The organism is Nocardia arthritidis (genome assembly GCF_011801145.1).
In the GTDB taxonomy this organism is placed as follows: domain Bacteria; phylum Actinomycetota; class Actinomycetes; order Mycobacteriales; family Mycobacteriaceae; genus Nocardia; species Nocardia arthritidis_A.
Window position 1 is genome coordinate 7,517,270 of sequence record NZ_CP046172.1, and the last position, 26,324, is coordinate 7,543,593.

A 26,324-nucleotide genomic window follows, 5' to 3' on the forward strand; every position below is an offset into this window, starting at 1 on the left:
CGCCGGGGCAATGGTTCTCGCGGCGGTACTGGTGGTCTGGCGGCGCGATCTGCGTGCCATCACCTGGCTGCTGGCGGTGCAGGGATGCGCGCTGGCGCTGATCCCCATCGTGCAGGGCGTCCACCACCGCGATATCGCGCTGTCGGTGGTCGGCACGATCGTGCTCGTGCTGCGCGCCGGGGCGTTGCCATGGCTGCTCGGCCGGGCGGTCGGCGCCGAACGCCGCGAATACCGTGAGGCGACACCGCTGGTGAATACGGCCGCCGCACTGCTGGTCGCGGCCGTGCTGACGGTCGCGGCGTTCGGGATCGGCAGGCCGCTGGTGGACCTGCAGCCGACGGCCGAGACGGCCGCCGCGCCCGCGGCATTCGCGGTGGTCCTGATCTCCCTGTTCACGATGGCCACCCGCCGCCACGCGATCTCGCAGGCGGCCGGATTCCTGATGCTGGACAACGGAATCGCCGCCACCGCATTCCTGCTCACCGCCGGGGTGCCGTTGATCGTCGAACTGGGCGTATCGCTGGACGTGTTCTTCGCGATCATGGTGATCGGGATCCTCACCGGCCGATTGCGACGCACCTTCGGCGACGCCGACCTGGACCAGTTGCGGGAGCTGCACGACTGATGACATCGCTGATCCTGCTCGCGATCCTCGCGCCCGTCGCCGCGGCGGTGGCCGGTGCGGTCGCCGGATGGCGCAGAGCCACGGCGCTTTTCACCGTAGCCGCCGCCATTGTCGTGCTCGTCTGCGCCGGCTGTCTCGGCGCCGGGCTGCACGGCCGCGAGCATGTGCTGCTCGACGGGCTGCTCCGCGCCGACGCCCTCTCGGCCACCATGCTCACCGTGATCGGCGTCGTCGGAACCTTGGCGACATGGGCTGGGATCGGCTACATCGATGCCGAACTCGCCGAGGGTCACGCCGATGAACGCCAGGCGCGCGCGTACGCCGCACTGGTGCCGACCTTCCTGGCCGCGATGGTGATCGCGGTGTGCGCCAACAATATCGGCATCACCTGGGTGGCGGTCGAGGCCACCACCGTGGCCACCGCCTTTCTGGTCGGGCATCGCCGCACCAAGTCCGCGCTGGAGGCCACCTGGAAGTATGTGGTGATCTGTTCGGTGGGGATCGTGGTCGCATTCCTCGGCACCGTATTGCTGAACTTCGCCGCCCGGCACGCGGGCATACCGACCGAGCAAACCTTGGATCTGGATGTATTGCTCACGCACGCAAGCCAATTGGATCCGGGAGTCACCCGGCTCGCGGGTGGGTTACTGCTGATCGGCTACTGCGCCAAAGCCGGTCTCGCCCCATTCCACACCTGGCTCGCCGACGCGCACAGTCAAGCCCCCGCACCGGTTTCGGCGCTGATGAGCGGGGTGCTGCTGTCGGTCGCGTTCTCGGTTCTGTTGCGCGTCAAGACGATTGTCGACACCGCGACCGGAACTACCTATCTGCGAACGGGTTTGCTGATCATCGGCCTGCTGACGCTGTCGATCGCGGCCCTGATGCTGACGGTGACCCGGGATGTCAAACGCATGCTCGCCTATTCGTCGATGGAGAACATGGGCCTGATCGCGATCGCCGCGGCGGCGGGCACCGAGCTCGCGATCGCCGCGCTGCTGCTGCACGTACTCGCCCACGGCATCGGCAAAACCATCCTGTTCCTGTCCACCGGGCCGCTACAGGCCGCACACGATTCGACGGCCATCGCCGCGATCTCGGCCGTCGCGGCCCGCTCCCGGTTGATCGGCACCACCTTCGCCGTCGGCACCGTCGTCCTGCTCGGGCTTCCGCCGTTCGCGATGTTCGCCAGCGAACTGGCCATCGCCCGCTCGCTCACCGACGCCCGCCTGGCCTGGGCGCTCGGCGCGGCGCTGCTGCTGATCGCCATCGCCTTCGCCGCACTGGTCCGCAATACCAGCCGCATCCTGCTCGGCACCGCGCCGAACGGAGCGCCCGCCATCACCGTGCCCGCGACGCTGGCCGCCGCGCTGGTCACCGGGGTGGCCGTATCCATCGCGCTCGGCATCACCGCGGGCCCGCTCACGGATCTGTTCACCACCGCGGCGGGGCAGGTGACGCGATGAGCGCGACCCGGATCCGCAGAATCGTCACCGTCGACGAGCTCACCGATATCGCGGAAGAACTGCTGGACAAGGGTTTTCGCCTGGCACTAACCGCCGCGCACGACGACGGGTCCGTGCTGCTGCGCATCGTCTATCTGTTCCTGGCCGGCCGCCCCGACCGGCGGGTGGAACTGGAATGCCTTGTGCCCGAAACCGATCCGGTGCTCCCGTCGCTTGCGTACATGTCGTTTCCGGCCGGGCGGTTCGAACGAGAAATGATGGACCTGTACGGGGTCCGCCTGCACGGGCATCCGCGCCCACGACGGTTGGTGCGCCACGCGCACTGGCCAGACGACTGGCATCCCATGCGCGCAGGCGCCGAAAACCGCCCCGACTTCGGCGGTTCCGGGGAATTGCGCTTTCTCACCGTCGCCGGTGACGGCGTATACGAGATCCCCGTCGGCCCGGTCCACGCCGGGCTCATCGAACCCGGTCATTTCCGTTTCTCCGTGGTCGGTGAAACCGTCGTCCGGCTCAAGGCCCGGCTGTGGTACGTCCACCGCGGTATCGAGAGACTCTTCCACGGCCGCCCCGCCACCGGCGCGGTCGAATTGGCCGAACGCATCAGCGGCGACACCTCCGCGGCGCATGCGCTCGCACACAGCCTGGCCGTCGAAGAAGCCTGCGGCATAACGGTTTCCGATGAGATTCACCGGTTGCGCGCACTGCTCGTCGAACTCGAACGGCTCTACAACCACGCCGCCGATCTCGGCGCACTCGCCAATGATGTCGGCTTCGGGCTGGCCAATTCGCACGCACTGCGCATCCGCGAACAACTGCTGCGCATCAACGCCTCGGTCACCGGGCATCGGCTCCTGCGCGGCGCGATCCGGCCGGGTGGCGTTGTCCTGCAAGCGCTTCCGGACCCCGCCCAGCTGTCCGCCATTGCCGCCGATCTGGCCGAGGTCGCGGAGCTGACGCTGCGTAACGCGGTGATCTACGACCGGTTCGCCGGTGCCGGGGTGCTTGCGGGTGGGGACGCCCGCGCGCTCGGCTGCCTCGGCTACGCCGCGCGCGCCAGCGGTCTGACCACCGATGCCCGCCTCGACCACCCGACGGTCGACATGCCGGTTACCGAGGTGCGGGCCGATGCCGGCGACGTGCTCGCCCGCTACACCGTGCGCCGCGACGAATTCGCCGCCACCGCGGCCCTCATCCCATGGATCATCGAAAACCATAGCGGGCCGATGGAATTCGAGAGAACGTCGAATGACCGGTCCGGCACCGGTGTCGGTATCGTCGAGGGCTGGCGCGGCACCATCGTGCATCGGGTGGAGATCGATGCCGGCCGGCTGACCCGCGCCAAAATCGTCGACCCGTCCTGGTTCAACTGGCCCGCGCTCCCGGTGGCGATGAGCGAGACGATCGTGCCCGACTTCCCCTTGGTGAACAAGAGCTTCAACCTCTCCTACGCGGGCAACGACCTCTGAGCGCATTTGCCCTGTTTGCTAAACTTCGCAACCAAACGACGATTTGGTTGTAAACATCGTCCGCGACAGAAGGGAGCGGCTCACATATGCCAGGACTGAGCAGGCCCCTCTACCAGATGAAGGCCGACTTCTTCAAAACCCTCGGCCACCCCGTCCGGATCCGCGTACTCGAATTGCTCAGCGAGCGGGAGCACGCCGTCTCGGAGATGCTGAGCGAAATCGGGGTCGAACCGGCGAACCTGTCGCAGCAGCTGTCCATCCTGCGCCGCGCCGGATTGGTGACGGCCCGCCGCGAGGGACTGTCGGTGACCTACGAACTCACCTCATCGAGCGTGGCGGAACTGCTGGCGACCGCGCGCGCCATCCTCACCGGCGTCGTCGCGGGTCAGGTCGAGGTTCTCGGACAGTCCGCCTGATACTCCCGCACACCCGGCCCGCGTCCGCACAGTCACTGATTGCAGGATTTCTAAACTAGTAGTTTCGCGAAGGAGACAACCACCGTGATCGAAAGCCCGACCAGCATCACCGGGATCGGCCAGGCGCCGACCGACCATGCGGGCATCCTGACCTGGGTGACCGAGATCGCCGAGCTCACCGCGCCCGATCGCATCGTGTTCTGCGACGGCACCCGCGACGAATGGGATCGGCTGACCGGACTGCTGGTCGAGAAGGGCACCTTCGTGCCGTTGACGGCGAAGCCGAACTCCTTCTGGTGTGTATCGGATCCCGACGATGTCGCGCGCGTGGAGGACCGCACGTTCATCTGCTCCGAAAACCGCGGCGACGCGGGCCCGACGAACAACTGGGTCGATCCGCTGGACATGCGCACGGTGATGACCGAGCACTACCGGGCCGCGATGGCCGGGCGCACCATGTACGTGATCGCCTTCTGCATGGGACCTTTGGATGCGGATGATCCGAAATACGGTGTGCAGATCACCGATTCGGAATACGTCGCGGTATCCATGCAAATCATGACTCGGTCCGGTACGCCGGTGTGGGAAAAGCTCACCGACGGAATAGATTTCGTCAAATGCCTGCATTCGGTCGGCGCGCCGCTCGCCCCGGGGCAGGCCGATGTCGCCTGGCCGTGCGACAAGATCAAATACATCTCGCACTTCCCGGAGACCCGCACCATCTGGAGCTACGGCTCCGGCTACGGCGGAAACGCACTGCTCGGCAAGAAATGTTTCGCGCTGCGCATCGCATCGGTGCTCGGCCGCGACGAAGGCTGGCTGGCCGAACATATGCTCATCCTGAAACTGACGTCCCCGCAAGGGAATACGCACTACATCGCGGCGGCCTTCCCCTCCTCTTGCGGTAAGACCAACCTCGCGATGCTCGAATCCGCACTGCCGGGCTGGTGGGCCGAGACGATCGGTGACGATATCGCCTGGCTGCGCTTCGGCGCGGACGGCCGGTTGTACGCGGTGAACCCGGAGACCGGATTCTTCGGTGTCGCACCGGGAACCGGCGCGAAGACCAACCCGAACGCGATCGCCACCATCGACCGCGGCAACTCGATCTTCACCAACACCGCACGCACCGATGACGGCGACGTGTGGTGGGAGGGTATGACCGCACAGCCGCCCGCGCACCTGATCGACTGGCACGGCAACGACTGGACGCCGGACTCGGAAACAACTGCCGCACACCCGAATTCGCGGTATTGCACCCCCATCGACCAGTGTCCGTCGGTGGCACCCGAATGGAACGACCCGACCGGCGTGCCGCTCTCGGCGATCTTCTTCGGCGGCCGACGCGCCGGTACCATACCGCTGGTCGCCGAATCCTTCGGCTGGGAGCACGGCGTTTTCACCGCATCGGTACTGTCCTCGGAGACCACGGCTGCTGCCGCAGGCAAAGTCGGTGTGGTGCGCAGGGATCCGATGGCGATGCTGCCCTTCCTCGGCTACCACGTCGGCGACTACTTCGCGCACTGGCTGAAGCTCGGCGCGGCCGCCGACCCGGCCAAACTGCCGAAGATCTTCCAGGTCAACTGGTTTCGCCGCGGCGCGGACGGCAAATTCCTGTGGCCGGGCTTCGGTGACAATGTGCGCGTGCTGAAATGGGCGCTGGAGCGGATCGAAGGTACCGCCGACGCCGAATGGACACCGATCGGTCGTGTGCCGACCCTGGACGCACTCGATCTCTCCGGTCTCGGCGAGGAGTATCGCGACCTGGTCGCGGCGGCGCTCGCGGTGAACACCGAGGAATGGGTGGCCGAAACCCGTTCGATCGACGAGTGGTACGCCACCATCGGCGGCAACCGGCTGCCCGACCAACTGCGTGAACAGCTCGCGGCACTCAAACTACGCCTGGTGCAAGCCCGATGACCGAACCAACGCTCGCACAACGAATCCGCTACATCTGCGGCGGCACGCTGCCACCGCGGATGTCGGCCTGGGTGATCAACGACCTCACCGGTCCCGGAGCCGCGCGCCGCTACCTGATGCGCATCCTCATCCCGATCATCCCGCCACTGTGCCTGTTCCTGCTCATCCCCGGCCCCCTCTGGATGGGCCTGGCATGATGGCACTGCTGTACCTACCACTGATCTACTTCACCGTCGCCCTCATGTACGTCTACCGCCGCCACCGCCTCGCCGGCCACGGCCTCGACCCAGCACTCGCCGACGCCAACGAACGCGCCCGCGCCACCGCCGAACGCGAGGCCTACGAACGCCGCCACGGCCGCCGCTGACCTTCGCGCAGCGCCACTATCACTGCGCACCATCCGGGAGGAGCAACCGTGACGACGCCGCCCGACCCGGCACAACTCCGAACCATCGACGAGGCCGACGTTTAAAAGGCCGACCGCGACGGGAGACCACCCAACGTTTGGCAACGCAAAGGACTCCACCAGATGGCACCTCGAGTGCCCTGCTCGATGGAACCTCCGACGAGGCGACAACTGCACGCCACCATCAGTACGAGGCTCCGGATCGAACCGCGTCCCAAAGACTTTCGGTGATGAAACCACCACAATCCGACAGCGCCAACAGTCATCATTGATTGGCAACCATCGTTGTAGCAGGGGCCGAGGGGATCCATGCCCACAAATATCGCTTGGGAACAACGGCGGCAGCGGGTCGGGGAAGCTTTACGAAAGATCTCCGGGTTGCACGGTGACCGCCGCAATGCCTTCGAGGCGTTACTGACACATGACCGCACCTGCCACCTACTTGTTGCGGAACCGCGCACCACGACGGCCGGACAGGCCGATGCATTCCTCCTTCGCCGCACCGGAATCTATGCGCTGACCTTCGCTGAAGCACTCGACGATTCATTCCTGCACCAACTTCGTGCTCAGACCGCCGACGCCTGTAGCGCTATCACCATGGGACGTAACGCATTCGTCCCATCCGCCGTCCCGATCGTTCAGGTGTTGCCAGCCGGACGGGCCGATGCCGCCGACGAGCGCGTCGTCGCTGCCACGTTGACCAACCTCGTGAACGTCGTAGCAGCAGAACGTGTCCGGTACTCCGCCGAGAAGATCACCCAATGGGCGCTCATGCTGTCCCAGCGCCTACCCGGCTATATTCCCATCACCGTCCCGGCGGAAAACACCCAAACCCATCGCGATGGCACCGATGACGGCTTGTTCACAGCCGCGGAAGCAAACTCCCGACAACGCGACCACGCCCTGACATTGCGCTGGGAACAGTGGATGCATTTCCTCGACAATGAGCAACGCGGATACGTGCGCAAGAACTACACCGGACCTGCTCGTATCGCCGGGCCGGCGGGAACCGGCAAGTCGGTTGTGGCGATGCATCGACTGGCCAGGATCGCGCGGGAAAGCCGAGGAAGACTTCTTTTCACGACATTCGTAGGCAGTCTGCCCAAATGCCAGGGAGCGGCGTTCCGTAATCTCGCGCCGGAAGTCGCCGACCGGGTCGAGTTCACCACGCTCCACAGATGGGCGCGAAGGCATCTCGCTGACACCGGAGCGGTCGATTTCGGTCGATATTCCCTGGACCGTAGAGATATCGACAGTGCCTTCGGCCATGCGTGGCGCGACTCGGGCCGGGCGGATGGCCCGCTCGCACAAGTGATTCCCGACGCCCGGTACTGGCACGACGAGATCACCCAGGTGATCGAGGGACGCGGTATCCGCACGGCATCCGAATACCGATCGCTCCGGCGAACCCGGGATCGCTTGAAGTTGCCGCCGGACCTGCGCGACGAGGTATGGAACCTATACGAGAGCTACGTTGGGTACAAACGCGAAAACGATGTGCTGGACTGGAGCGACGTGCTGCTGCAGGCGCTCGCGGAGCTGCGCCGTAAACCCCTCGAGGCACGCTACCGAATGGTGATAGTCGATGAGGTGCAAGACATCCCGATGATCGGAGTTCTGTTGGCCGCCGAGCTGACCGATATCGCGGAGCCGAATTCGTTGCTCCTTGTCGGAGACGGTCAGCAACAGGTTTACCCGGCCGGATGGCGGGTGTCCGAACTCGGATGGGAATGGCGTGGACGCAGCGAAGTTCTGCGCGTCAACTACCGCAACCGCCGGGCGGTGCACGAGCACGCCCGCGCGATCGGCGCAGGCAATTCACTCGACGATACAGGCGATGTACCCGCCATTCCGCTGCACGACACCACCGCCGCACTCGACGGCGGGTCCGTCGAGCACTGGCGAGGCACCGAATTCGAATTGGCCGACGCACTTGCCGACGCGCTCCGGGCCCGCCCCCGACCGCGACCGCCAACGGCCGTAATCGTGGACAACAACCAGCAGGTCGATCGGATCATCGGCAAACTACGCAGGGCCGGATTCGATGCCCAACACCTCGACCAATACGACTGCACGCCCTCGGAACGGGTCGTGGTGGGAACCGTCTATCTCGCCAAAGGGCTCGACTTTGCCGAGGTATTCCGGATCGTTGAAGCAAACACGCAGGGAATCACGTCATACGAATCGGATCGCCGGGATCGCCAGAGTTTGGTCGCCGCTACACGAGCCCGTGACTACCTTTGGATCGGCGTTGTGGGCGAGTCCGGCACCTGACTGTACTGACTGCGCTACCGCCCGGTGGCGTTCATGACGGTCTCCGCGACGTCGAGGGCGGGTTTGGGGTCGCCCTGGTCGGTGAAGAGGCCGAAACCGCTCAGGCCGGGGATCAGGTTGGGGACGTCGGTCAATTCGTAGAAATACAGTGACCGCACGCCGTAGGCACCGCGGAACAGTGAGACCGCGGCGAGGATCCGCTGCCAGAATTCGGCCTGTGCCTCGTATCCGGCCGGACCGGTCGGCGTGGGATAGCCGACCTCGGTGATATCAATCGGCAGCGTGATCGGCAGCCCTATGTATGCCATCCAGCACCGCGCGGACGCCATTCCCTGCAACTCACCGGCCTCCAGGTAGTCGCCGATCGGCGTCGCGGCGCTGGCCGGATTCGGGTAGGTGTGCAAGCCGAAGAAGTCCACCGAGCGAATGAATTCCGGAGTCGATATGGCTCGCAGCTGATCCCAGAAGCCCGGGAAAATGCCGAAATCGTAGTCCCAATCGAATGCCACCTGCAGTCCGTAACCGTGACCGACCGCCGTCTGCTTCGCCACGATCACGCCGTCGACGACATCGCGCACCACGTCGGGACTGCTGCCGTCGGTATTCGGCGTCCCGGGCAGGTTCGGTTCGTTGGTGATCTCCACCGCCGACAACCAGGACCCGTTGTCGGCGATGATCCGGCGCACGAATTCGACGAACGCGTCGTGCGGTACGCGATCGCCGCCCTTCGGTTCGTCATTGATATTGAGGCTGATCCGAAATCCCTTGTTCGCCAAGGCCCGCAGCGCGCCGAGCGTATTCGACAGCATCTCCGGCGTATTCGCCGCCGAAACATAGGAGTGCACGGTGAAATTCGGCAGATCCCCCCGCATCCGGTGCGCCAACGCCGCCGACCGAGGGGTGAGTTCCTCATCGATCACACCGAATGTCATCGGACCCGCGGACGGCAGTGGCGGCAACAGCGGCAGCGCCGAGGTACAGGGAATGAGTGGTTGCGCGACAACGGGCGCCGGAAACACGATCCCGGCGCACACAAGCACCGCGACGCCGCTGAACAACCTCCTGCTGATCGACATCGCTACCTCCGCTCGCGGGTAACAAACCGAATCAAATGCTAATCCCCCACAGACCGCCGACCCGGAATTCCCCGGCAGTGTCCCCCATCGAATTCCCGCTGGTAGACACACAGCGGCACAGCAACCGATGCACTGTTACCGAGCGCATCCACTCTCGGCTTCAGAGGTGCCGAATGTCTATCTCGGTCAGCTCCGGCACTATTCGGGAAACCGTTGTGAAGTCATTGTCGGCGTGAAGCACCGTGAGTCCGTGATGGACCGCTGTCGCGCAGAGCACCAAGTCGATGGGGCCCGGGCCACGATGTTGACCCTGCTGAGTGAGCTTGTACTGGGCCATCTCGGCCCATCGCCACGAATCCTTGGGCACGGATACCGACTCGAACAAGCCGTTCAGCTCGGATTCCATCTGATCCCGGTCCGCAGGACCCCGTGCCGAAAACAAGAACTCGAGCCGGGTCGGTGCGCATATATTGACCGACCCGGTCTCCAGAACAGAGAACAGCTTGGTTCGGGTCCCCTTATCGCGAAGCAGATTCCAGATGCCGGACGTATCCACCAAATACTTCACGCATCGCCCCGCTGCGCAGCCTTTCGGGCTTCATACGCAGCGATTGCCGCGTCGAAATCGCCGGCCTCGGCCCTCGCAACAAGACGTTCTAGCGCTTCGGACCGCTTCAGCCGTTGCACCGCCTCACGCAGAGCGGTGTTGACGGTGTCCTTCTTGGTCTTGGTTCCGAATAGCCGCATAGCTTCTGCCAGCAGTGCCGGATCCACATCGATATTGGTCGCCATGGCTGGCCTCCTCGCACAAGACGAGCCGCACTGTTGTGCGGTATGTACATCCTAGCTCAGAACGGAGCCTCCACGACAAAACAGGCCGGTCCTTCGACCAGTGAGCAGGTGATCCGCTGCGAGAGTTAGCGGAAAGCCGCTCGTCGCAAGGTGAGTCGTTCGGCTCCTTCCGGTGTGTACGCGGTGCACCGGTCGCCCGCGATATCGACCGGACCGGACGAGCCGGTGTGGGTGCTGATGTCGATCGCGTCGATGGTCAGGACGGCCGGGTGTGGCGGGGCCTGGGTCCGGTGCAGCTGGTGTACCAGCGTTTCCAGCTGGTTCAGCGGGAGGTCGGCGCGGGGGGCCGGGGTGATCGGGACGAGGTCGCGCATCCGGTCTGCCTCGATGTGGGGATCGTCCGATGGCTGTCCGAGCCGAAACATGTGGCCTGCCCAGTCCAAGCGCCGCACCGGCGTGCCTTCGACCGCTTCCACCGCGTCCGGCGATGGCGGGGCGGCGCCGTAATACACCTCCGCCCGCGCGACGAGCGCACCGTCGGGTCGGGTGACGCGAATCCGAGTCCGCCAGCTGCCGCGCGCGTACCAGGCTCCCTCGGCTGTCCCGCACAGTCGGACCCCGCCGTCGACCCGCAGCGCGGACAGTGCCACGGTGACCTCCCGAAACGCGACCAGAGGAAGATCGGCGTTCTCCGGCTGCACCCAATCGGCCAGGGCGCGCATGCCTTCCAGCAGGATGCTCACGGGGATGGCGGGCGCGCCGTCGACGCGAAAGTCGTTGCAGCACGGCCACGTTGCCGGATCGATTTCCAGCTCGGTCTCCAGCAGGGCGCCGCTGACGAATCGCCGCGGTCGCCCCAGGAACAGTCGGCGGTTGGCAAGGCGGTCCACGGCCGCGAACTCAGGGCTGGGCGGGTAGCCGCGTAACACCGTCGGCAGCAGTGCTTTACCGAATTCGCCGATGTAGGTGCGCTCCCCCGAGCCACCGGCCAAGATCTCCCGATGCCAGTGGTGCAACCCTTCCGGCACCGCCAGGGCCGACATGTAGGCAAGTGTCGCTTCGTAATTCGTGATGATGCCCAAGCGCTCCCAGGTGGGCCAGCACATCGTGGTCACCGGGATGCGCCGCGGCCGGCCCGCCTGCTCGGTACGGGTGGCCGCCCACAGGCCGATTCGGCTCAATGCCTCATTGGCGGCGGCATATTCGAGTTGCCCGACCATTCCGCCCATCCGGCCGGCGAGCGAACCCGCGATGCTGAAGAACCGCACCGGCGGCCCGTCGGCGAGCGCGTCCAAGAGATTCAGCAGGCCAACGACTTTCACCGATACGGTCCGGCGGATATCGTCGGTCCTCTTGGCGGGCAATCGAACCGGTGTATCGACCCCGGCATTGTGCACCACGCCGGCCAGCCGGGTTCCCGCGGCGGCGAGCAGGGCGCGTACCTGGTCCGGATCGGTGACATCGCAACGGCGATAGACGATGTCGAGTCCCTCGTCGCGAGCCGCCGCCAGTGCGCGCACCAGATCGCGGTTCCAGCGGGCGCGGGCCAGGTCGGCGCGGGCCGCGGCGACTGTCCCGGTAGTTCGTGCGGCAATCAGCAGGTTGTCGCGATGGTCGCGAAACTCACTGTCGGACAAGCTGTTCACCGGATCGTCCGGGTCCGGCACCGGCCCGCGACCGCTGACGATCACCCGGCAACCGTGCGCGCGGCACAGGGTTTTCGCCAGTTCGAAACCGATGCCTCGCCCGCCACCCGACATGACGACGACATCGCCGGGCCCCAGGGACAGCGCAGGTTCGGGCACCTCGACCCGCTCGGCGACCAGGCTGTAGCGATGTCCGTCGGCATATCCGATTTCGAAGTGATCCCAGCGGTACGGCTCGCGGCAGATCGCGTCCGCGTCGAGCGGGCCATCGGCCAGGTCGACGATGCGAACGTTCACATTGTCGAATTCGCGTGGCAGGCTTTTCGCCAAACCGGCCCACAGCCCACCCAGCGGCTGGGAGATCGGACCGTCGGCGAACCCATGCCTGCCGCCCATGCGGGTGACGACGAGGTAGAACAAACGGTCGGTGTCGATTTCGGCGCGCCAGTCGTCGAAACACTGCCGCAGCAACCCGATCGATTGAAGCAGCGGCGGCTCCCACTCGTAGCGACGCGAAATATCCAACTGCGCTTCGATATTCAGGTCGATCACGCCATCGATACCACCCGCGGACCGATAGAAACCGGCTACGTCGGCATCGGGAGCCAGCCGATGTGGTCGCGCACCCGCTCGGTGCAGCGCGGCGACGATCGCGTCGGCGGAGGCCGCGCTGCCGCCGACGACGGCCACCCGGCGCCCGGCCAGTCGCGGGCTCGGTTCCGGCGGCAACGCGGGCACCTGGATCGGGCGCCAGATGAATCGCCGCACGGGCAGCACCGAACGATCGGCTGGGTAAACAGTTTCCGCTTGCGCGGCATGCACCGTCACGTTCATCGCGACCTCGGCTCGACCCGCAGCACGACCCCGTTCTCGGGCCGCAACGTCACATAGGTGGACAGATCGGCGGAATGCCCTGGCACCGTGGTGATCCGGAACCGGGACACGATCATCGCCAGCGTCAGCTGCATCTGCATCAACGCCATCGCATGTCCGATGCATTTGCGCTGCCCGCCGCCGAAGGGGAAGTACGCGTACTTCGGCCGGTCGGCCGCGACCGCCGGATCGAATCGGTCCGGGTCGAATCGCGAAGGGGCGGACCAGAACTCGGGGTGGCGATGGGTCGCGTACGAGCACAGGAACAGGCTGTCACCGGCCGGGATGTGCCAGCCGTCCACCTCGTCGTCGGCCAGCGCTTGGCGCGGGTAGACGTAGACCGCCGGATGCAGTCGCAACGTCTCGTCGGTGACCGCCTTCGTATACGCGAGCCGCGATAAATCGGAGAGCACGGGATCGCGGCCCGCGAACACCTGCTGCGCTTCGGCGAACATCCGCTCCTGCACCTCGGGATTTCGCGCCAGCTCGTACAGCGCCCAGGACAGGCCCGTACCGGTGGTCTCGTGCCCGGCGATGAACACCGTCATCAACTCGTCCCGTACGTTCTCGGTGGTCAATGGCCGCCCGGTGGCCGCATCGGTGGAATTCAACAGCAGATTCACCAAATCGGGCCGGTCGCCGTGCGTTCCGCTGCGATGCGCCTCGATGATCCGGCCGGCCATATCGAACATCGTCGCCTGCGCGCGGGCCACGCGACGGTGATACGGCAAGGACAGCCACGACGGCAGCAGCTGAACCACGGTGCCCTGGAACACGATCGCCTCGATCACGGTTTGCATGGCCGCCCCGATCCGGGGCCAATCCGGCTCCAGGTCGGTGTCGAACATGATCCGGCCCAACGCGCCCAGGCTGATCCGCATCATGTCGGGCACCACATCTTCGATGACCGGACCATCGGACGCGGCCCAGCCGTCGAGCACCACGGTGGTGGACCGCACCATCTCCTCGGCCATGGCGTCGATCGCGGTCTTGTGGAACAGCGGATTGACCAGTCGGCGCCGGTTACGCCACGATTCGCCATCCATGGTCAGCAGACCCTGACCCATGAACAGCTTGAACCATTCGTAGGCGATACCGCGCACGTAATTGCCGTTGTTCTCCTGCAGCACATGCTGAACCGCATTCGGATGGTAGGCGATGTTCACGGTGAACAGACCCAGCGGCAAGCGCACCATATCGCCGTACCGACGGTGCAAGCTGGCGAGAAATTCGGGTGCATTGTCACCCAGCGCTCGAGCATTGCCGAGGATATGGCGAAATCCGATAGGGCCTGGCGGGATTCGGTTGGTGGATGAGGTGGTGACGATCATTTCAACGGCTTTCACTGCTAGAGGTGATTGAGTTGGTCTGTTGTGTTGCGGGAGTGAGGAATCCGATCGGGGCCCAGTCGACGTCGGTGAACGACACGACGACCCGGCCATCACGGCGGACCGCCGCGAAACGGTTGTCCCCGGCGGCCGGTACGACCGCGTAGAGCTCGATCGGTTCCGGTGCGAGCAGTGCGTCGTTGGTGTGCTCGTACAGATCCAGACGCCCGATGCGGCGCGGTGCCACGATCGGGATCGCGCCGTCGGCATCCGGTTCGGCGAGCGCACCGGTGCGCAGCAATCCATCGAGCAGCAGCGTCGGCACCCGAAAGCGGGAGAACAGCGGGTCATCGGGTGCCACCCGCAGTCGAGCGGTGGCGCGCTTACCGAGCGGATGCAGCCGGGTATCGGTGGTCGAGACGAACGGCCCCCGCAGCGAAATCGGTGACGCCGCATCGTGATACGCGTCGATGACCGGTACTTCGTCGGCCGGATACCAGTCCGGCCACCGCGGCGCGGGCGGCAGCACCGGTGACAGCAGAGCGGTCACGGTGAAGTGTGGCCGGTCGGTGATCAGCACGGTGCCGTTCGGCGCGACGACATCACCGGTGACGGTGACCGCCACACTCGTTCGGACCGAATCCTGCCGGATCACCTCGGCCCGAATGCGTTTCACCTGCGGCCGGTTACCGAGCTTCAGGAAATGGTGCAGCTCCAGATCCTCCAGCGCGTGGACTCGCAGTCCCGGCAGCAGTGCGGCGGCCGCCTCCACCGCCATCTCGGCGACGAAAGTCGCTGGCAGCGTGGGTGATCGGTGCACCTGATGGTCCGCCAGGTAGGGATCCGTGGTCAGGTCGAAGGTCCGCTCGTGCACCGCCCACGGCCTGCCCTCGGTGACGCCGGAGGCGATCAAGCGATCGCGATAAAACGGGCGCGGGGTCGGACCGAGGAAACCGGGGAGCAGGGCGTCGATGGTGCCGTACTCCGCGACACCCAGATGCGCCACCTGCGGCCGAGGACGCTCGATGTGCTCCATAAAGCGTTGCACGCCTTCGGTATTGGTGAATTTCGAGTACCGGCCGCTCTTGTCGTAGTAATCCTTGGCCAGCCCGTCCGCCGCCAAACCCACCTCTGCCCAACGGGTCCAACCGATAGTGGTTTCGCGACCGGGTTCCCGCACCGCGCGAGAAGAGGCGGCGGTGGCGAGAAAATCGTTGCCGCAGGTGTAATCCACCTCCCCGACCTGACCGGTGATCCCGACCAGCGACCCGAAATTGCACCACAGCCGCGGCGGATGCGCGGCCAACGCGACCCGCAGGTTGGTGTACCCGACGAGTTTGATATCGCGGATGGCACGGAATTCGGCGAAGTCCTTGACCGCGATCCGAGACGACCGATTGCGCCCGGCCGCATTGACCAGCAGGTCGATCCGGCCGGACGCACCCAGTATTCGATCGACCGCCTGCCGCACCGAGGCCAGGTCGGTCACATCGCATTCCAGATAGGTCACCTCCGCGCCGGCCACGGCGATCCGTTCCAGGGTGGACCGGGCGCGGCGCACATTGGCGATGTTCTGGTACTCGGCGTTGAGCGCACCCGGCGTCCGGGTCGGATCGGCGGCCAGCCGGGTGCGGATGAAATCGCGTTTGGCCGTGGCGAATTGCTCGTCGGTCAAACTCAGGTAGGCGGCGGGCGCGCCCTCGATATCGGAACTGCCGAGCAGATAGAACCGGCCACCGAACCGTTCGGCCACGGCCACCATCAATTCGGCGGTAATGCCACGCGCACCGCCGACCGCGACGATCACCGAATCCCGGTCCAACTGCGCGCCACCATCGGTGCCGTCCGATTCGACTGTGCGCCAACCGATGCGGCCGTCGACCGGCAGAGCGCCAGGCCACCCGGCGGGCTCCGCATCGGCGACCAGTCGGCCCGTGTGCCGAATTCCGGCGGCGTAGTACGCGACCGGCAGGCCGCGCGCCCGCATCGATTCCGACTCCGCCTCGGCGACAGCGGATTTCGCCGCACCGTCGGTCACGACGGCGAATGTGAGACCCTGTTCGCGCTCGAGATGGGCGACCTTGACGAATCCGGTGAACACCCCGACGTAAGGGTTTGGCGTTGTGCCCGTGATCGCGTCCATCAGCACCGCGATGGTGCTCGACTCGGGCGTCGCCAACGCCCGTGCCCGCTGCCGGGTGACCAAAAACAGCAGATCGTGTAGCGCCTGGACGCGCGCGGTCTGCTCCGACGTCACCTCGGCCCCGAGCGCGGTCACCAGTCGCAGATGCCGCAACCTGGCCTCGGGATCGAGCCGATCCAATAGCGCGGCAACGGTTTCCGGTGTCACATCGGCGATATGCACGGCCCGCGGATGCCGCGACAGGGCGAGTACGGTTACGGTGTCCGGCAGGGTGAGCTCATCCAGGATGGTCGCGTCGTCGGTGAGCAAGAATGTCGGCGCGTCGGGCCAGAACGGGGTGGGCGGCCGCACCACCGTGCCGGGGTCGACGACGAGCTGCCAGGTGTGCACGTCGATGCTCGGTGCCGCAACCGGATTCGCACTGTCATCGGCGAAACCGGCGCTCTGCCCGGGCCCCCCAATAGCGGGTTCCTCGGCTCGGGCGCCAGCGCCTTCGACCCCGATGATGAAATCGGGAGCATCGGCACCGCCTCGGCACACCACGAGGGCTCTGCCGTCGCGGCCGACCGTGCCGAGAGCGCGGAGTATGCCGACCGCGCCCTCGGCGGCGAGGAATGTGGCGCGGTGTGTCGATGGTGTTGCGCCGCACTCGATTACGGAATTCATGTCGTTCGGGGCAGGGTTGGTGTCGAGATAGCCGAGGATCGGCAAGCCCTCGGCCCGAGCGGTTTCGGGGGTGGTGAGGGCCAGTAGGAACGCGCCCTCCGCCAGCTCCACCTGCTCGGGCAGCATCGTGGCGAGCAGTTCGCGCTGCTCCGGGGTGCTGTTGCCGTTGATCCCGCCCACCAGAGCCATACTCAGTTCACCGGTCCGCAGGTAGCGGCCCGCGATATCGATGGCGGTCACCGCCGAGGTGAACCCGGTGTCGACGGTCATGTTCAGGCCGTTGAGCCCGAAGTAGTTCGCCACCCGCGCGGGAATGACATTCGGCATCATGCCGGGAAAGGTGTCCTCGGTCGACGGCGGCACCAGTGCCTTGATGTCGGCCGCGATGTCGGCGAGCACCTCATCGATCCAGGGGCCGCGCTCATCCTCTCCGGCGAGATCGGCGTCACCGCGCAGCGCGGCGGCAACATCGTCGAGGTAGCAGCGCAGCGCGTACAGCGTCGCATTGCGGGTGCCACCGAAATGGCCGAGCACCACACCGGTGTCGCCTTGCCGGCGGGTCCAGAAGTCGCCGAGCTCATCGCGGATCGATCGAGCGCAGGCCAGCACCATCAGCTGGCAGCGGTCGATGGCGCGCATGGTCGGCGGCGGCATCTTCACCTGGGTGAGCGGCGGCAGCGGGTACCGGTCACCGAAGCCGACCCGAGCCGCCGGGTCGGCAAGCCACCCGTCGAGCGACATAGCATCCGGCAGGTGTGTCGCGACCGCAACCACCGCGAGCCGCGACTGTTGCGCGCCACCGCCTTTCGCACGAAGCGAGGAAACCGTGGACACAGCAGTGGGCTCGGCCGCAACGGGTTTGCCGGGATCGCCTGCGGCGGCGACAGGTTCGGTCACCACGAGATGGGCGTTTGTGCCGCCGAAACCGAAGCCGGACACCGACGCGACCCGGGGTGCATCGGATGCGACCCAGGACACCGGGGACGTCGGAATCGCCAAATCGCCGGAGTCGAGGGCGAATTCGTCGGGTGGCGAGGTATAGCGATGCTGCGGTGTGATGGTCTCGTGCTGAAAGCCGAGTAGTACCTGAATCAATGATGCGGTACCGGCCGCCCAGCCTGTGTGTCCGATCACCGACTTGTTCGAGGTCACCCGGATCGGCCGTACGCTGTCGAAACTGCTTCGCAGCGTGCCGAATTCGGTGACATCCCCAGCGGGCGTGCCGGTGGCGTGCGCGATGATCCAGTCCGGTGTGCGGTCGGTTCCGGACAGGGCACGGCGGATGGCCAGTTCCTGCCCGGCGGCGCTCGGCGCGTAGATCGCCTTGCCCTTCCCGTCCGACGAACTTCCGAACGCCGTGATCGTCCCGAGCACCCGGTCACCGTCGGCCCGGGCCCGGCTCAGCCGTTTGAGCACAACGGTTGCGGCGCCGTCGGAGAACAGCACACCGTCGGCGGTCCGGTCCAGGGCCCGCACCTCACCGGTGCGCGACAGCCCATTGAGTTTGCCGAACAACACCGAGCCGCGCGGACCCACCGCGAAAGCTCCCGCACAGACCGCGATGTCGTACCTGTTCTCCAGCAGACCCTTGGCGCCGATATCGACGGCGTATAGCGACGAGGAGCACGCGGTGTCGACCATCACCACGTCGGTATCGGCGGGCAATACACCGGTGATGGCATTGCGCCCGACCCGGTGCGGGAAGAACCGCGATGTCTCGCCGACACTTCGTGGATACCGTGTGCGCAAACGCTTTTCGGCGCGAGCCGCCAAGCGGTCCGCATCGGGCACGCCGCGCTGCGCGAGCGCCGTACGCAGCCGCCGAAGCACGCCCGACACGACGGTCGCCTCTTCCAGATGCTGGTTGCCGTCGGCGGTGTAACCGGCCTGAAAACTAACCCGGTCACCCCGGCGCCGACGCACCGAATCCATCGCCTGCAGCACCGAATGGCGCAGCCACAGCGTTGTCGCTTCCATCTCCTTGCCGTCGCGCAGTTCCTCGGCGAGCACATGGTGCGGCTGGAAGTCCCTGATGAAGGCACCGTGCCGCGAATACGACTTGTCCTCGCCCGCACCGTCGGCCGAATAGAAACTGTCGCTGTGCCACCGCTGCGGCGGCGCGGGCTCGAACAGATCCGCACCCGAAATCAGTTCGTCCCAATACTGTTCGGGATTGCTGGCGCCGGGCACGACAATGCCCATACCAACGATGGCGATAGCGTCGGAAGCGGCGTCCTGATCGGAGACCGCGTCATCATCTAAGGCTGCGTGATCATTCGGGACCGCCGCATCCTCGAAGACCTTGTGATCATCCGAGACCGCCCCACCAACGGACAGCTCGCGATCATCCGGTACCGCCCCATCATCGGAGCCCGAATCATCCGAGACCGCCCCATCATCGGAGCCCGAACCATCCGAGACCACCCCATCATCGGAGCCCGAATCATCCGAGACCACCCCATCATCGAAGGCCGAATCATCCGAGACCACCCCATCATCGAAGGCCGAATCATCCGAGACCACCCCATCATCGAAGGCCGAATCATCCGAGACTGCCGCATCATCGAAGGCCTCGTCATCATCAGAGCCAACGTCATCGGGACCCGCATCATCGTCGACAGCACCCGCAGCGATGCGGGTCCTGCTCAACCTCGGGGCGAGTAGTGCCGCACCCGTTGACATTCCACCGTCGGCGAGGACCACCTGACCGGTGATCCAACTTGCGTCGGTCGAGGCGAGGAATGCGACGAGCGCGGCCAGTTCCTCAGGCGTGCCGAGACGCCCCATCGGCGTGGCATCGACAACGGCTCGCTGCATCGCCCCGGAGTCCGGAAACTGATCTGCAACAGGGGTTTTCAGCATGCCCGCCGCGGCGGCGTTCACTCGGATCCCCTGCGGTGCGTATTCGACGGCCAGGTAGCGGGTCATCGCCTCCACCGCCGCTTTGGCGGGGCCGCACGCGAAATAGTTGGCCATCACCAACTGGCCGCCGCCGACGGTGGAGAGGTTGACGATATTCGCCCCGTCCCGGCCCGCCATCAGTTCGGCCGCGCGCCGCGCGCAACCGAATCCCCCTTTCAGGTTGGTGTCGACGGCTTTGTCGATCATCGCGTCGGTGACCTCGCCGACGCCGACGAGCGCCCCGTCTGCGGCGTTGTTCACCAGGATGTCGAGGCCGCCATATTCTTGCGCGACCTGATCGAACATTCGATTCCGCTGTGCCGCAACGGCTACCGATGCGCGGATCACCGCACCCCGGCCGCCGCGTGCCTGGATCTCGGCCAGGGTTTCGCGCGCCTGAGCCGGTGATCGCCAGTGGTTGACGATGACGAATGCGCCCTCGGCGGCCAGCCGCAGCGATATGGCCTTGCCGACGTTTCGGGCCCCACCCGTGACCAGTGCGATCTTGCCTTCGAACCGTCCAGTCATCCTCACACCTCAGGCCGCGATGATCAGGTCCGCGATGCGGCCGAGCGTATTGTGTTCGCCCACTGCGAAATTGGATGGTCGCGGCGGCAGCCCGCGCTGTTCACCCACTCTGGTCAGCAGTTCGGTCTGTTTGACCGAGTCGACGCCGAGTTCGGCCTCCAGATCGGTGTCCTCCTCGAAGACCTCCGCCGGATATTCCAGGGCGTCGGCATAGAAGTTCACCAGCCAGTCGAGAACCTGTGCGCGGGACCCGTCGTCCGCCGCGGGTGCGGCCGGGGCAGGTATCGATACGGGCTTCGCCGATGCCGCCGGCACCGCGGCCGATCCAGCAGACGGCACCGCCGAGGACGCCACCGCCAGCTCGGCCCGCACGAGTTCGGTGATCCGCGCACCATGCAGCCGCCAGAGCCGGTCGAAATCCGTCGCGTCGAGTTCGGGTGCGAACAATCGGCGCAACTCGCCGGCTCCAGCGGGGACGAGGACACCGGCGCTCGTCAGCGTCGAAATCACGGTGGTGATCGGCGCCGTCGGCAGCAGTGTCGCCGTGTTGAGCTCGGCACCGGGGGCGAGGTGTCGCATGATCTTCGTCAACGTATCCCCCGCACCGCATTCGATGACGATGTCGGCCGGTACCGCACGCACCGCGTCGGCGAAATTCACGCGGCGGGTGAAATGCTCGGCCAGTTCGGCGGCGAGACGATCGGAATCGACGTACGCGCGCCCGGTGATCGGCGAGTGGACGAGATACTCGAGCGACCGTTGCGGCAGATCCTGGATCCGGCTGTGAAAGTCCTTCGCCGCCAAGGTCAGCAGCGGACTGTGGAACGGGTAGGGCGAGGGCAGTGTGCGTGCGCCGACGCCGAGCACCGCGGCGATGGCGCACGCCGCCTCGACCGTCGACCGATGCCCCGAGATCACCGTCTGGTCCGGGCGATTCGCCACGGCGATAACGGTTTCCGGGTCACCGAGCAGTGCGAGCAACCGCTCGGCCTGCACGGTGTCGGTGCCCAGTGCGGCCATCGCACCGTCGGGAATTCCCGCCTCGCGCAGTGCGGCGTTGCGGTGGAACACGATTCGCGCGCCGTCACCCGCGGAGAACGCTCCGGCGGCGACCAGGGCGGCGATCTCGCCGAAACTGTGCCCCATCAGCACCGCCGGTGTGAGCCCGCGGGCGGCCAGAATCCGGTATGTGACAACCGATGTCGCATAGATGGCCAGTTGCAGTAGATCCGGATCGGCGGCGAGCAGCTTGTCGAGGTCCGGGCTGTCGGCGGCGGTCAGGCGATCGGTGATGCGGTGGCCCAGCAGATCGATTGCGGCCGCATCGATCTCGGCGAGCACCTCCACCGCTTCGGGGAAGCTCCGGGCCTCGGCCAACGCACCCGCGAACCAAGCGCCTTGGCCGGGGAACAGGATTGCGATTCTATTGTTCATCGGATGAACTCCTCACGACGACTTCACTGATACAGACCCCGCCGGGGCCCGAAATTCGTCTGTGTGTTCGAAAACTGTTCGTGAACGACAGATCTCGATTCGGTCACATCCGATCTTGTTCAGGCGGAACGTAATCGGGAGGAGCTCGACCGATGTCGGTCAGCGATCGGAGAAGGCGCTGGGCAACCCGAACCGGGGCAGCAGACCGCTTTCGAACCGGACAATCGAGCTGACCCTCGCGCCGGTGATGCCGACGACGATGAGTCCGCTCCGCCCGCACCCCCCGGCCCCGTCGTCCCCGTACACCCCGAACGCCGGCTGCCCGTTGGCCCGCGTCGGCACCAGGCGATATCTGCGCCCGGCGTCGAACAGCATGCCGAGGAATCGCGCTACCGCGTTCAGGCCCTGGTATTCCAGCGGGACCGGCGGCATCGAGAGGAAGACATCGTCGGTGAACAGGGCGATCAGGGCTTGGAGATCCGCGGCCTCGTAGGCGGTGACGAACTTCGCCACGATGGCGTCCTCGGCAGGGGCGTCAGAGACGGGCGCCGGTAGCCGACGCCGCAGGCTGGTGCGTGCCCGCTTCAGCGCACTGTGCACCGAGTCGACCGTCGAGTCGAGCATGTCGGCGACCTCGCTCGCCGGAAAACCGAGGACGTCGCGCAGGACGAGGACGGCCACCTGACGCGGTGGCAGCACCTGTAGTGCGGTGACGAAGGCCAGCGAGATGGATTCGGTCTGCTCGTAGCGAGCCTCCGGCCCGGGCGGGGTGTGCGCCGCATCGGCCAGCACATCGTCGGGAATCGGCTGGAGCCAAGGGATTTCGCCGAGCCGCGTCGGTTCGGGCGGCTCGATACCGGGCAGGTCCCACGCCGCCGCCGACCGCCTGCTCGCGGCGCGCCGGACATTGAGGCACCGATTGGTCGCGATCCGATACAGCCAGGTGCGGATCGACGCCCGCTCCTCGAATCCACCGAGACCCTGCCAGGCCGCCAAAAGTGTGTCCTGCAAGGCATCCTCGGCATCCTGCAGCGACCCGAGCATCCGATAACAGTGCACCTGCAACTCGCGCCGGTACGGTTCGGTCAGCTGACGAAACGCTTCATCATCGCCGGCCCGCGCCCGCAGCACGAGGTCGTCTGTTCCCACCAACACCAGGAACTCCCACTTCTCTCATCCAGTCATGTCCCCCCTCGTATAGACACCGTTCGTGGGCAGAACTGGGCGGTCCGACAGCGACAAGTTTCGGGGCGTTGCGGTGTCGGCGGGCTTCTCGGTCATCAGCGGTCTGGTCTTCGCCTGCTGAGGCCAGGGCGATAGGAAAAGCGATGCAACATCAAATCCGCCGGATTCTACCGCCAAAGATAGTATCTCGCACGATAGTATCGCAGTTGAAAGTATCTTGATCCGAACCTGGAGGTGCGGTTTGGTCAACTTCATCGGGCGACAGCGCGAATTGAACACACTCGCAACCACGCTGGCCGGAGTACGCGGGGAGATCGGAACAGCGCGGCCAGGACGATGCCTGATCCTGCGTGGGCGACGCAGGATCGGCAAGTCCGCATTGGTGGAGGAGTTCGTGGATCGAAACCGAGTACCGAACGTCTTTCACACCAGCGAAATCGGCTTCGGCACCGATCCGCTCACCGAGTTCGTCGACGCGGTGCGCGGCTCTTCGCTGCCCGACGCCGATATTTTCGCCGAGGCCGTACCCGGCAATTGGACAGCGGCGTTCCGCCAGCTCGCCGGCATCCTGCCCGAGGACAAACCGAGTGTGGTGGTGCTCGATGAGCTGCCGTACCTGATGGACCCCGCCGGTGCGTTCGAGAGCGTTCTGCAGCGCGCCTGGGATCGTGAACTGTCGCGCAAGCCAGTGCTGCTGATCCTCATCGGTTCCGACCTCGCCATGATGCAGGCACTCACCTCATATGGACGGCCGTTCCACCAGCGCGGCACCGAGATGCGGCTGGGACCGCTCAACCCGGCAGACGTTGCCACGATGACCGGCCTGGAACCAGCCGCTGCCTTCGACGCCGCTCTGGTGACGGGAGGTCTGCCCGTCATCGCCGCCCGCTGGCACTCGGGTGAGGATATCTGGGCATTCCTCTCCCGGGAGCTAGCAGATCCAGTAAGCCCACTGGTCGTTTCCGCACAACTGTCGCTCGCCGCCGAGTTTCCGGACCAAACCCAAGCCCGCCAAGTCTTGGCGGCGATCGGCAGTGGCGAGCGCACCTTTACAAATATCGCCCGGGCTGCTGGCGGAATCGCACACTCGACCCTGACACGCGCGACGGAACTGCTGACCGAAAAGGGGATCGTCGCGGCCGAGCTGCCGATCAGCCTCATGCCCTCCAAAGAACGCCGATACCGGATCACCGATCCATATCTCCGATTCTGGCTGACCTTCCTCGGCCCACACCTCACCGAACTGGACCGAATGCGCCCCGACCTCACCCTCGAACGAATTCACCGTGGGTGGACAAGCTGGCGTGGCCGCGCCGTGGAGCCGCTGGTCCGGGAATCACTGGCACGTGTGCTACCCGCACACGGAATTCCGGCGGTTCCCGCAGTCGGCGGCTACTGGACCCGCAGCAACGATGTCGAAATCGACATCGTTGGCGCGGACCGCGAACCCATCGCGCACGAGCTGGCGTTCCTCGGGTCCATCAAGTGGCTGGAAAGTTCGCCCTTCGACAACCACGACCTGACCGAACTCCAGCGCCATCGGCACCGCGTCACCGACGAACCCGTCCCCCTGCTGGCCGTCACCAGGTCGGGTGCGACAACCGAGCATCTCGACGCCGTATTCACACCTGCGGATCTGCTCGAGGCCTGGCAATCTCGCTGATCAGCCCGAAAGCTCGAGTCCGGTTCATGCATGTCGGCTCCACAGCAGTAGTCACCCGGATTGCCGCAGGTGACAGCGACCCGGGGCGGCTGGTCACGGTATTCGGTAACTGATGAACGTCTCGCCCGGGTACATGGACACATTGATGGTCCCGCCCAGAACCGTGGTGATGAAACGCATCAGTTGGCTCTCCGTGACACCACTCGACCCGGCTCGGTTGACAGCGTTCAGCAATAGATGCGCGATGCGGTCCGGTTCGCCGTCCCACTCGTCCTTCTCGTATCCGAAATCGACGGTGACACCGTGCCGCTCGCGCAGTTCCGCTGCGAGCACGGCGATGGCATCCCATCGATTTGCACCGGGCCGAAGGCAATGCAGGCCGGACCCTTCGGGATACCACCGGCACCCTTCCGGTGGTGCATCCGCGAGCGCCGCGAGTTTCCCCTTATCGTTGTTCCAGTCGAGGAACAGCGTGATGTCGTGGACCACCTCACCACTCGCGTCGATCAGGATGAGTTCCCTAGCAGCCTCGTACCATCCTTCCGGCGCGGTCAGCTTCGCAATCTCGTAGCGCGCGAAGCGTAGATCATCGACCAGGACTTCAGGACCGCTGGGGCTACGGACCAACCATCCATCCTGAACGGGGGCAATCGTCGCAATAAGATCCGGCACGTGCCCCATCGTCGCGGATCCGTCGCCTGCCATCCGGCAGATTCGAGCCGAGTTGGGCAAGCCGCTCAACAGGTTCCGGCCACGCATCCCACTCGGGTGCAACCGGGATCACGTTCACATGCACACGAGAGCCAAACGCCTTGTGCAACTTCGAGCCCAACATATCCGCCCGCCACAGCTGATCATCGGCATCACGGATCAACGCAGACTCGACGGCCCGAGTTATCCGCGTAATACCTTGCCGCATCGAGAACTTCAGCGTCCGGCCCACCGATGGTTGACCGGCACCAACGTATCCCGCATCTAATCATCCGGAGTATGCAGCGACACAGCCGAAGTCACCGACAAACCCTCATCGGCAACTCTCCGGATGCTCGAGGATTCGCACACATCGGCGCATCCATCACTCCGTAGCTGTCAGCTCGATTTCGACCGGCGTGACGATGTCGATATCGTGGCGACCAGGCGTGGCCCACTTCGCGACGTCTTCGAGGAACTCACTGCCGCCCGCCTCGTCGTCGGCGTAATAGTTGAGCACTCTGGCAGCATCGACGGCGAGCGCTTCGCCGGTGATTCGAACGGCAAGGTTGAGGTCGTCCAGGCTTTCGATCGTCAACTGAATCGGGACGACGGAGGTGATCGACACATGATGGCTGGGAACCGTGCCTGTGCTCCCGTCAGGGAAGGTCAGGACCAGCTCGGCATCCTTGCCGTTTCCCGAGTAGACGATCTCGCGAACTGGCTTGTTATGCAGCGGAAGTGCTTCCCACGGGGCTTCGCTCACGGTGCAGGATCATTGCATGCGGGCGGGCTCCACGGGCCACGATTGGACAATCTTGTGCCC

At 65.6% G+C, this 26,324-nt stretch carries 17 protein-coding genes and 2 pseudogenes; 8 read left to right on the top strand and 11 right to left on the bottom strand.

Annotation, left to right across the window (positions count from 1 at the left end; genetic code table 11):
- Nucleotides 1–10: 10 nt before the first annotated feature.
- The 7 genes and pseudogenes from F5544_RS33800 (at nt 11) to F5544_RS33830 (ending at nt 8,573) form a co-directional block, all read left to right on the top strand.
- On the top strand, nt 11–625 hold the full coding sequence (locus F5544_RS33800; RefSeq protein WP_428847191.1) for a hypothetical protein: 615 nt from the start codon (nt 11–13) through the stop codon (nt 623–625).
- Nucleotides 625–2,088, top strand: coding sequence for a proton-conducting transporter membrane subunit (locus tag F5544_RS33805; RefSeq protein WP_167476936.1), 1,464 nt, complete (start codon nt 625–627; stop codon nt 2,086–2,088). Before F5544_RS33800 ends, F5544_RS33805 begins: the two co-directional genes overlap by 1 nt.
- Nucleotides 2,085–3,557 (top strand): NADH-quinone oxidoreductase subunit C, encoded by a 1,473-nt coding sequence (locus tag F5544_RS33810; protein WP_167476937.1) that lies wholly within the window; start codon nt 2,085–2,087, stop codon nt 3,555–3,557. The genes F5544_RS33805 and F5544_RS33810 overlap by 4 nt, the downstream gene beginning before the upstream one ends.
- A gap of 86 nt (nt 3,558–3,643) precedes the next feature.
- A complete protein-coding gene (locus F5544_RS33815; protein WP_167476938.1) occupies nt 3,644–3,973 on the top strand; it encodes an ArsR/SmtB family transcription factor in 330 nt (109 codons plus the stop codon).
- An 84-nt stretch (nt 3,974–4,057) separates the two neighbouring features.
- Nucleotides 4,058–5,893 carry a phosphoenolpyruvate carboxykinase (GTP) gene (locus F5544_RS33820; protein WP_428847086.1) on the top strand — a complete coding sequence of 612 codons (1,836 nt, stop codon included), beginning with the start codon at nt 4,058–4,060 and terminating at the stop codon, nt 5,891–5,893.
- A pseudogene (locus tag F5544_RS33825) lies at nt 5,890–6,260 on the top strand (DUF5313 family protein). Before F5544_RS33820 ends, F5544_RS33825 begins: the two are co-directional and overlap by 4 nt.
- A 348-nt stretch (nt 6,261–6,608) precedes the next feature.
- Nucleotides 6,609–8,573, top strand: a complete 1,965-nt coding sequence (locus tag F5544_RS33830; RefSeq protein WP_167476939.1) for a UvrD-helicase domain-containing protein — start codon at nt 6,609–6,611, stop codon at nt 8,571–8,573.
- Between the two features lie 14 nt (nt 8,574–8,587).
- On the opposite strand, the gene F5544_RS33835 is transcribed toward F5544_RS33830, so the two are convergent.
- The 8 genes from F5544_RS33835 to F5544_RS33870 form a co-directional block, all read right to left on the bottom strand.
- Nucleotides 8,588–9,649, bottom strand: a complete 1,062-nt coding sequence (locus F5544_RS33835; RefSeq protein ID WP_167476940.1) for a hypothetical protein — start codon at nt 9,647–9,649, stop codon at nt 8,588–8,590.
- A 160-nt stretch (nt 9,650–9,809) separates the two neighbouring features.
- Nucleotides 9,810–10,217 (bottom strand): PIN domain-containing protein, encoded by a 408-nt coding sequence (locus tag F5544_RS47670; protein ID WP_167476941.1) that lies wholly within the window; start codon nt 10,215–10,217, stop codon nt 9,810–9,812.
- The gene (locus F5544_RS33845; protein WP_167476942.1) at nt 10,214–10,441 is read right to left on the bottom strand and encodes a type II toxin-antitoxin system VapB family antitoxin; all 228 of its coding nucleotides are present in this window, start codon (nt 10,439–10,441) and stop codon (nt 10,214–10,216) included. Before F5544_RS33845 ends, F5544_RS47670 begins: the two co-directional genes overlap by 4 nt.
- 125 nt (nt 10,442–10,566) lie before the next feature.
- Nucleotides 10,567–12,921, bottom strand: coding sequence for an SDR family NAD(P)-dependent oxidoreductase (locus F5544_RS33850; RefSeq protein WP_167476943.1), 2,355 nt, complete (start codon nt 12,919–12,921; stop codon nt 10,567–10,569).
- Nucleotides 12,918–14,402 carry a cytochrome P450 gene (locus F5544_RS33855; protein ID WP_342760395.1) on the bottom strand — a complete coding sequence of 495 codons (1,485 nt, stop codon included), beginning with the start codon at nt 14,400–14,402 and terminating at the stop codon, nt 12,918–12,920. Before F5544_RS33855 ends, F5544_RS33850 begins: the two co-directional genes overlap by 4 nt.
- Entirely contained in the window at nt 14,293–20,526 is a 6,234-nt protein-coding gene (locus tag F5544_RS33860) for an SDR family oxidoreductase (RefSeq protein WP_167476945.1), read from the bottom strand. The genes F5544_RS33855 and F5544_RS33860 overlap by 110 nt, the downstream gene beginning before the upstream one ends.
- A gap of 9 nt (nt 20,527–20,535) precedes the next feature.
- Nucleotides 20,536–21,960, bottom strand: coding sequence for an acyltransferase domain-containing protein (locus F5544_RS33865; protein ID WP_167476946.1), 1,425 nt, complete (start codon nt 21,958–21,960; stop codon nt 20,536–20,538).
- A gap of 159 nt (nt 21,961–22,119) precedes the next feature.
- On the bottom strand, nt 22,120–23,109 hold the full coding sequence (locus F5544_RS33870) for an RNA polymerase subunit sigma-70 (protein ID WP_167479654.1): 990 nt from the start codon (nt 23,107–23,109) through the stop codon (nt 22,120–22,122).
- A gap of 277 nt (nt 23,110–23,386) precedes the next feature.
- Here F5544_RS33870 and F5544_RS33875 point away from each other — a divergent pair, with 277 nt between their 5' ends.
- A complete protein-coding gene (locus tag F5544_RS33875) occupies nt 23,387–24,808 on the top strand; it encodes an ATP-binding protein (RefSeq protein ID WP_167476947.1) in 1,422 nt (473 codons plus the stop codon).
- Nucleotides 24,809–24,901: 93 nt separating this feature from the next.
- On the opposite strand, the gene F5544_RS33880 is transcribed toward F5544_RS33875, so the two are convergent.
- From F5544_RS33880 to F5544_RS33890, 3 genes and pseudogenes are all read right to left on the bottom strand, one after another.
- On the bottom strand, nt 24,902–25,513 hold the full coding sequence (locus tag F5544_RS33880) for a hypothetical protein (protein WP_167471241.1): 612 nt from the start codon (nt 25,511–25,513) through the stop codon (nt 24,902–24,904).
- Nucleotides 25,425–25,852 (bottom strand): annotated as a pseudogene (locus tag F5544_RS33885) (hypothetical protein); the annotation flags it as partial. The pseudogene F5544_RS33885 and the gene F5544_RS33880, both read right to left, overlap by 89 nt.
- A gap of 31 nt (nt 25,853–25,883) precedes the next feature.
- On the bottom strand, nt 25,884–26,264 hold the full coding sequence (locus F5544_RS33890) for a hypothetical protein (RefSeq protein ID WP_167476948.1): 381 nt from the start codon (nt 26,262–26,264) through the stop codon (nt 25,884–25,886).
- Nucleotides 26,265–26,324: the final 60 nt, after the last annotated feature.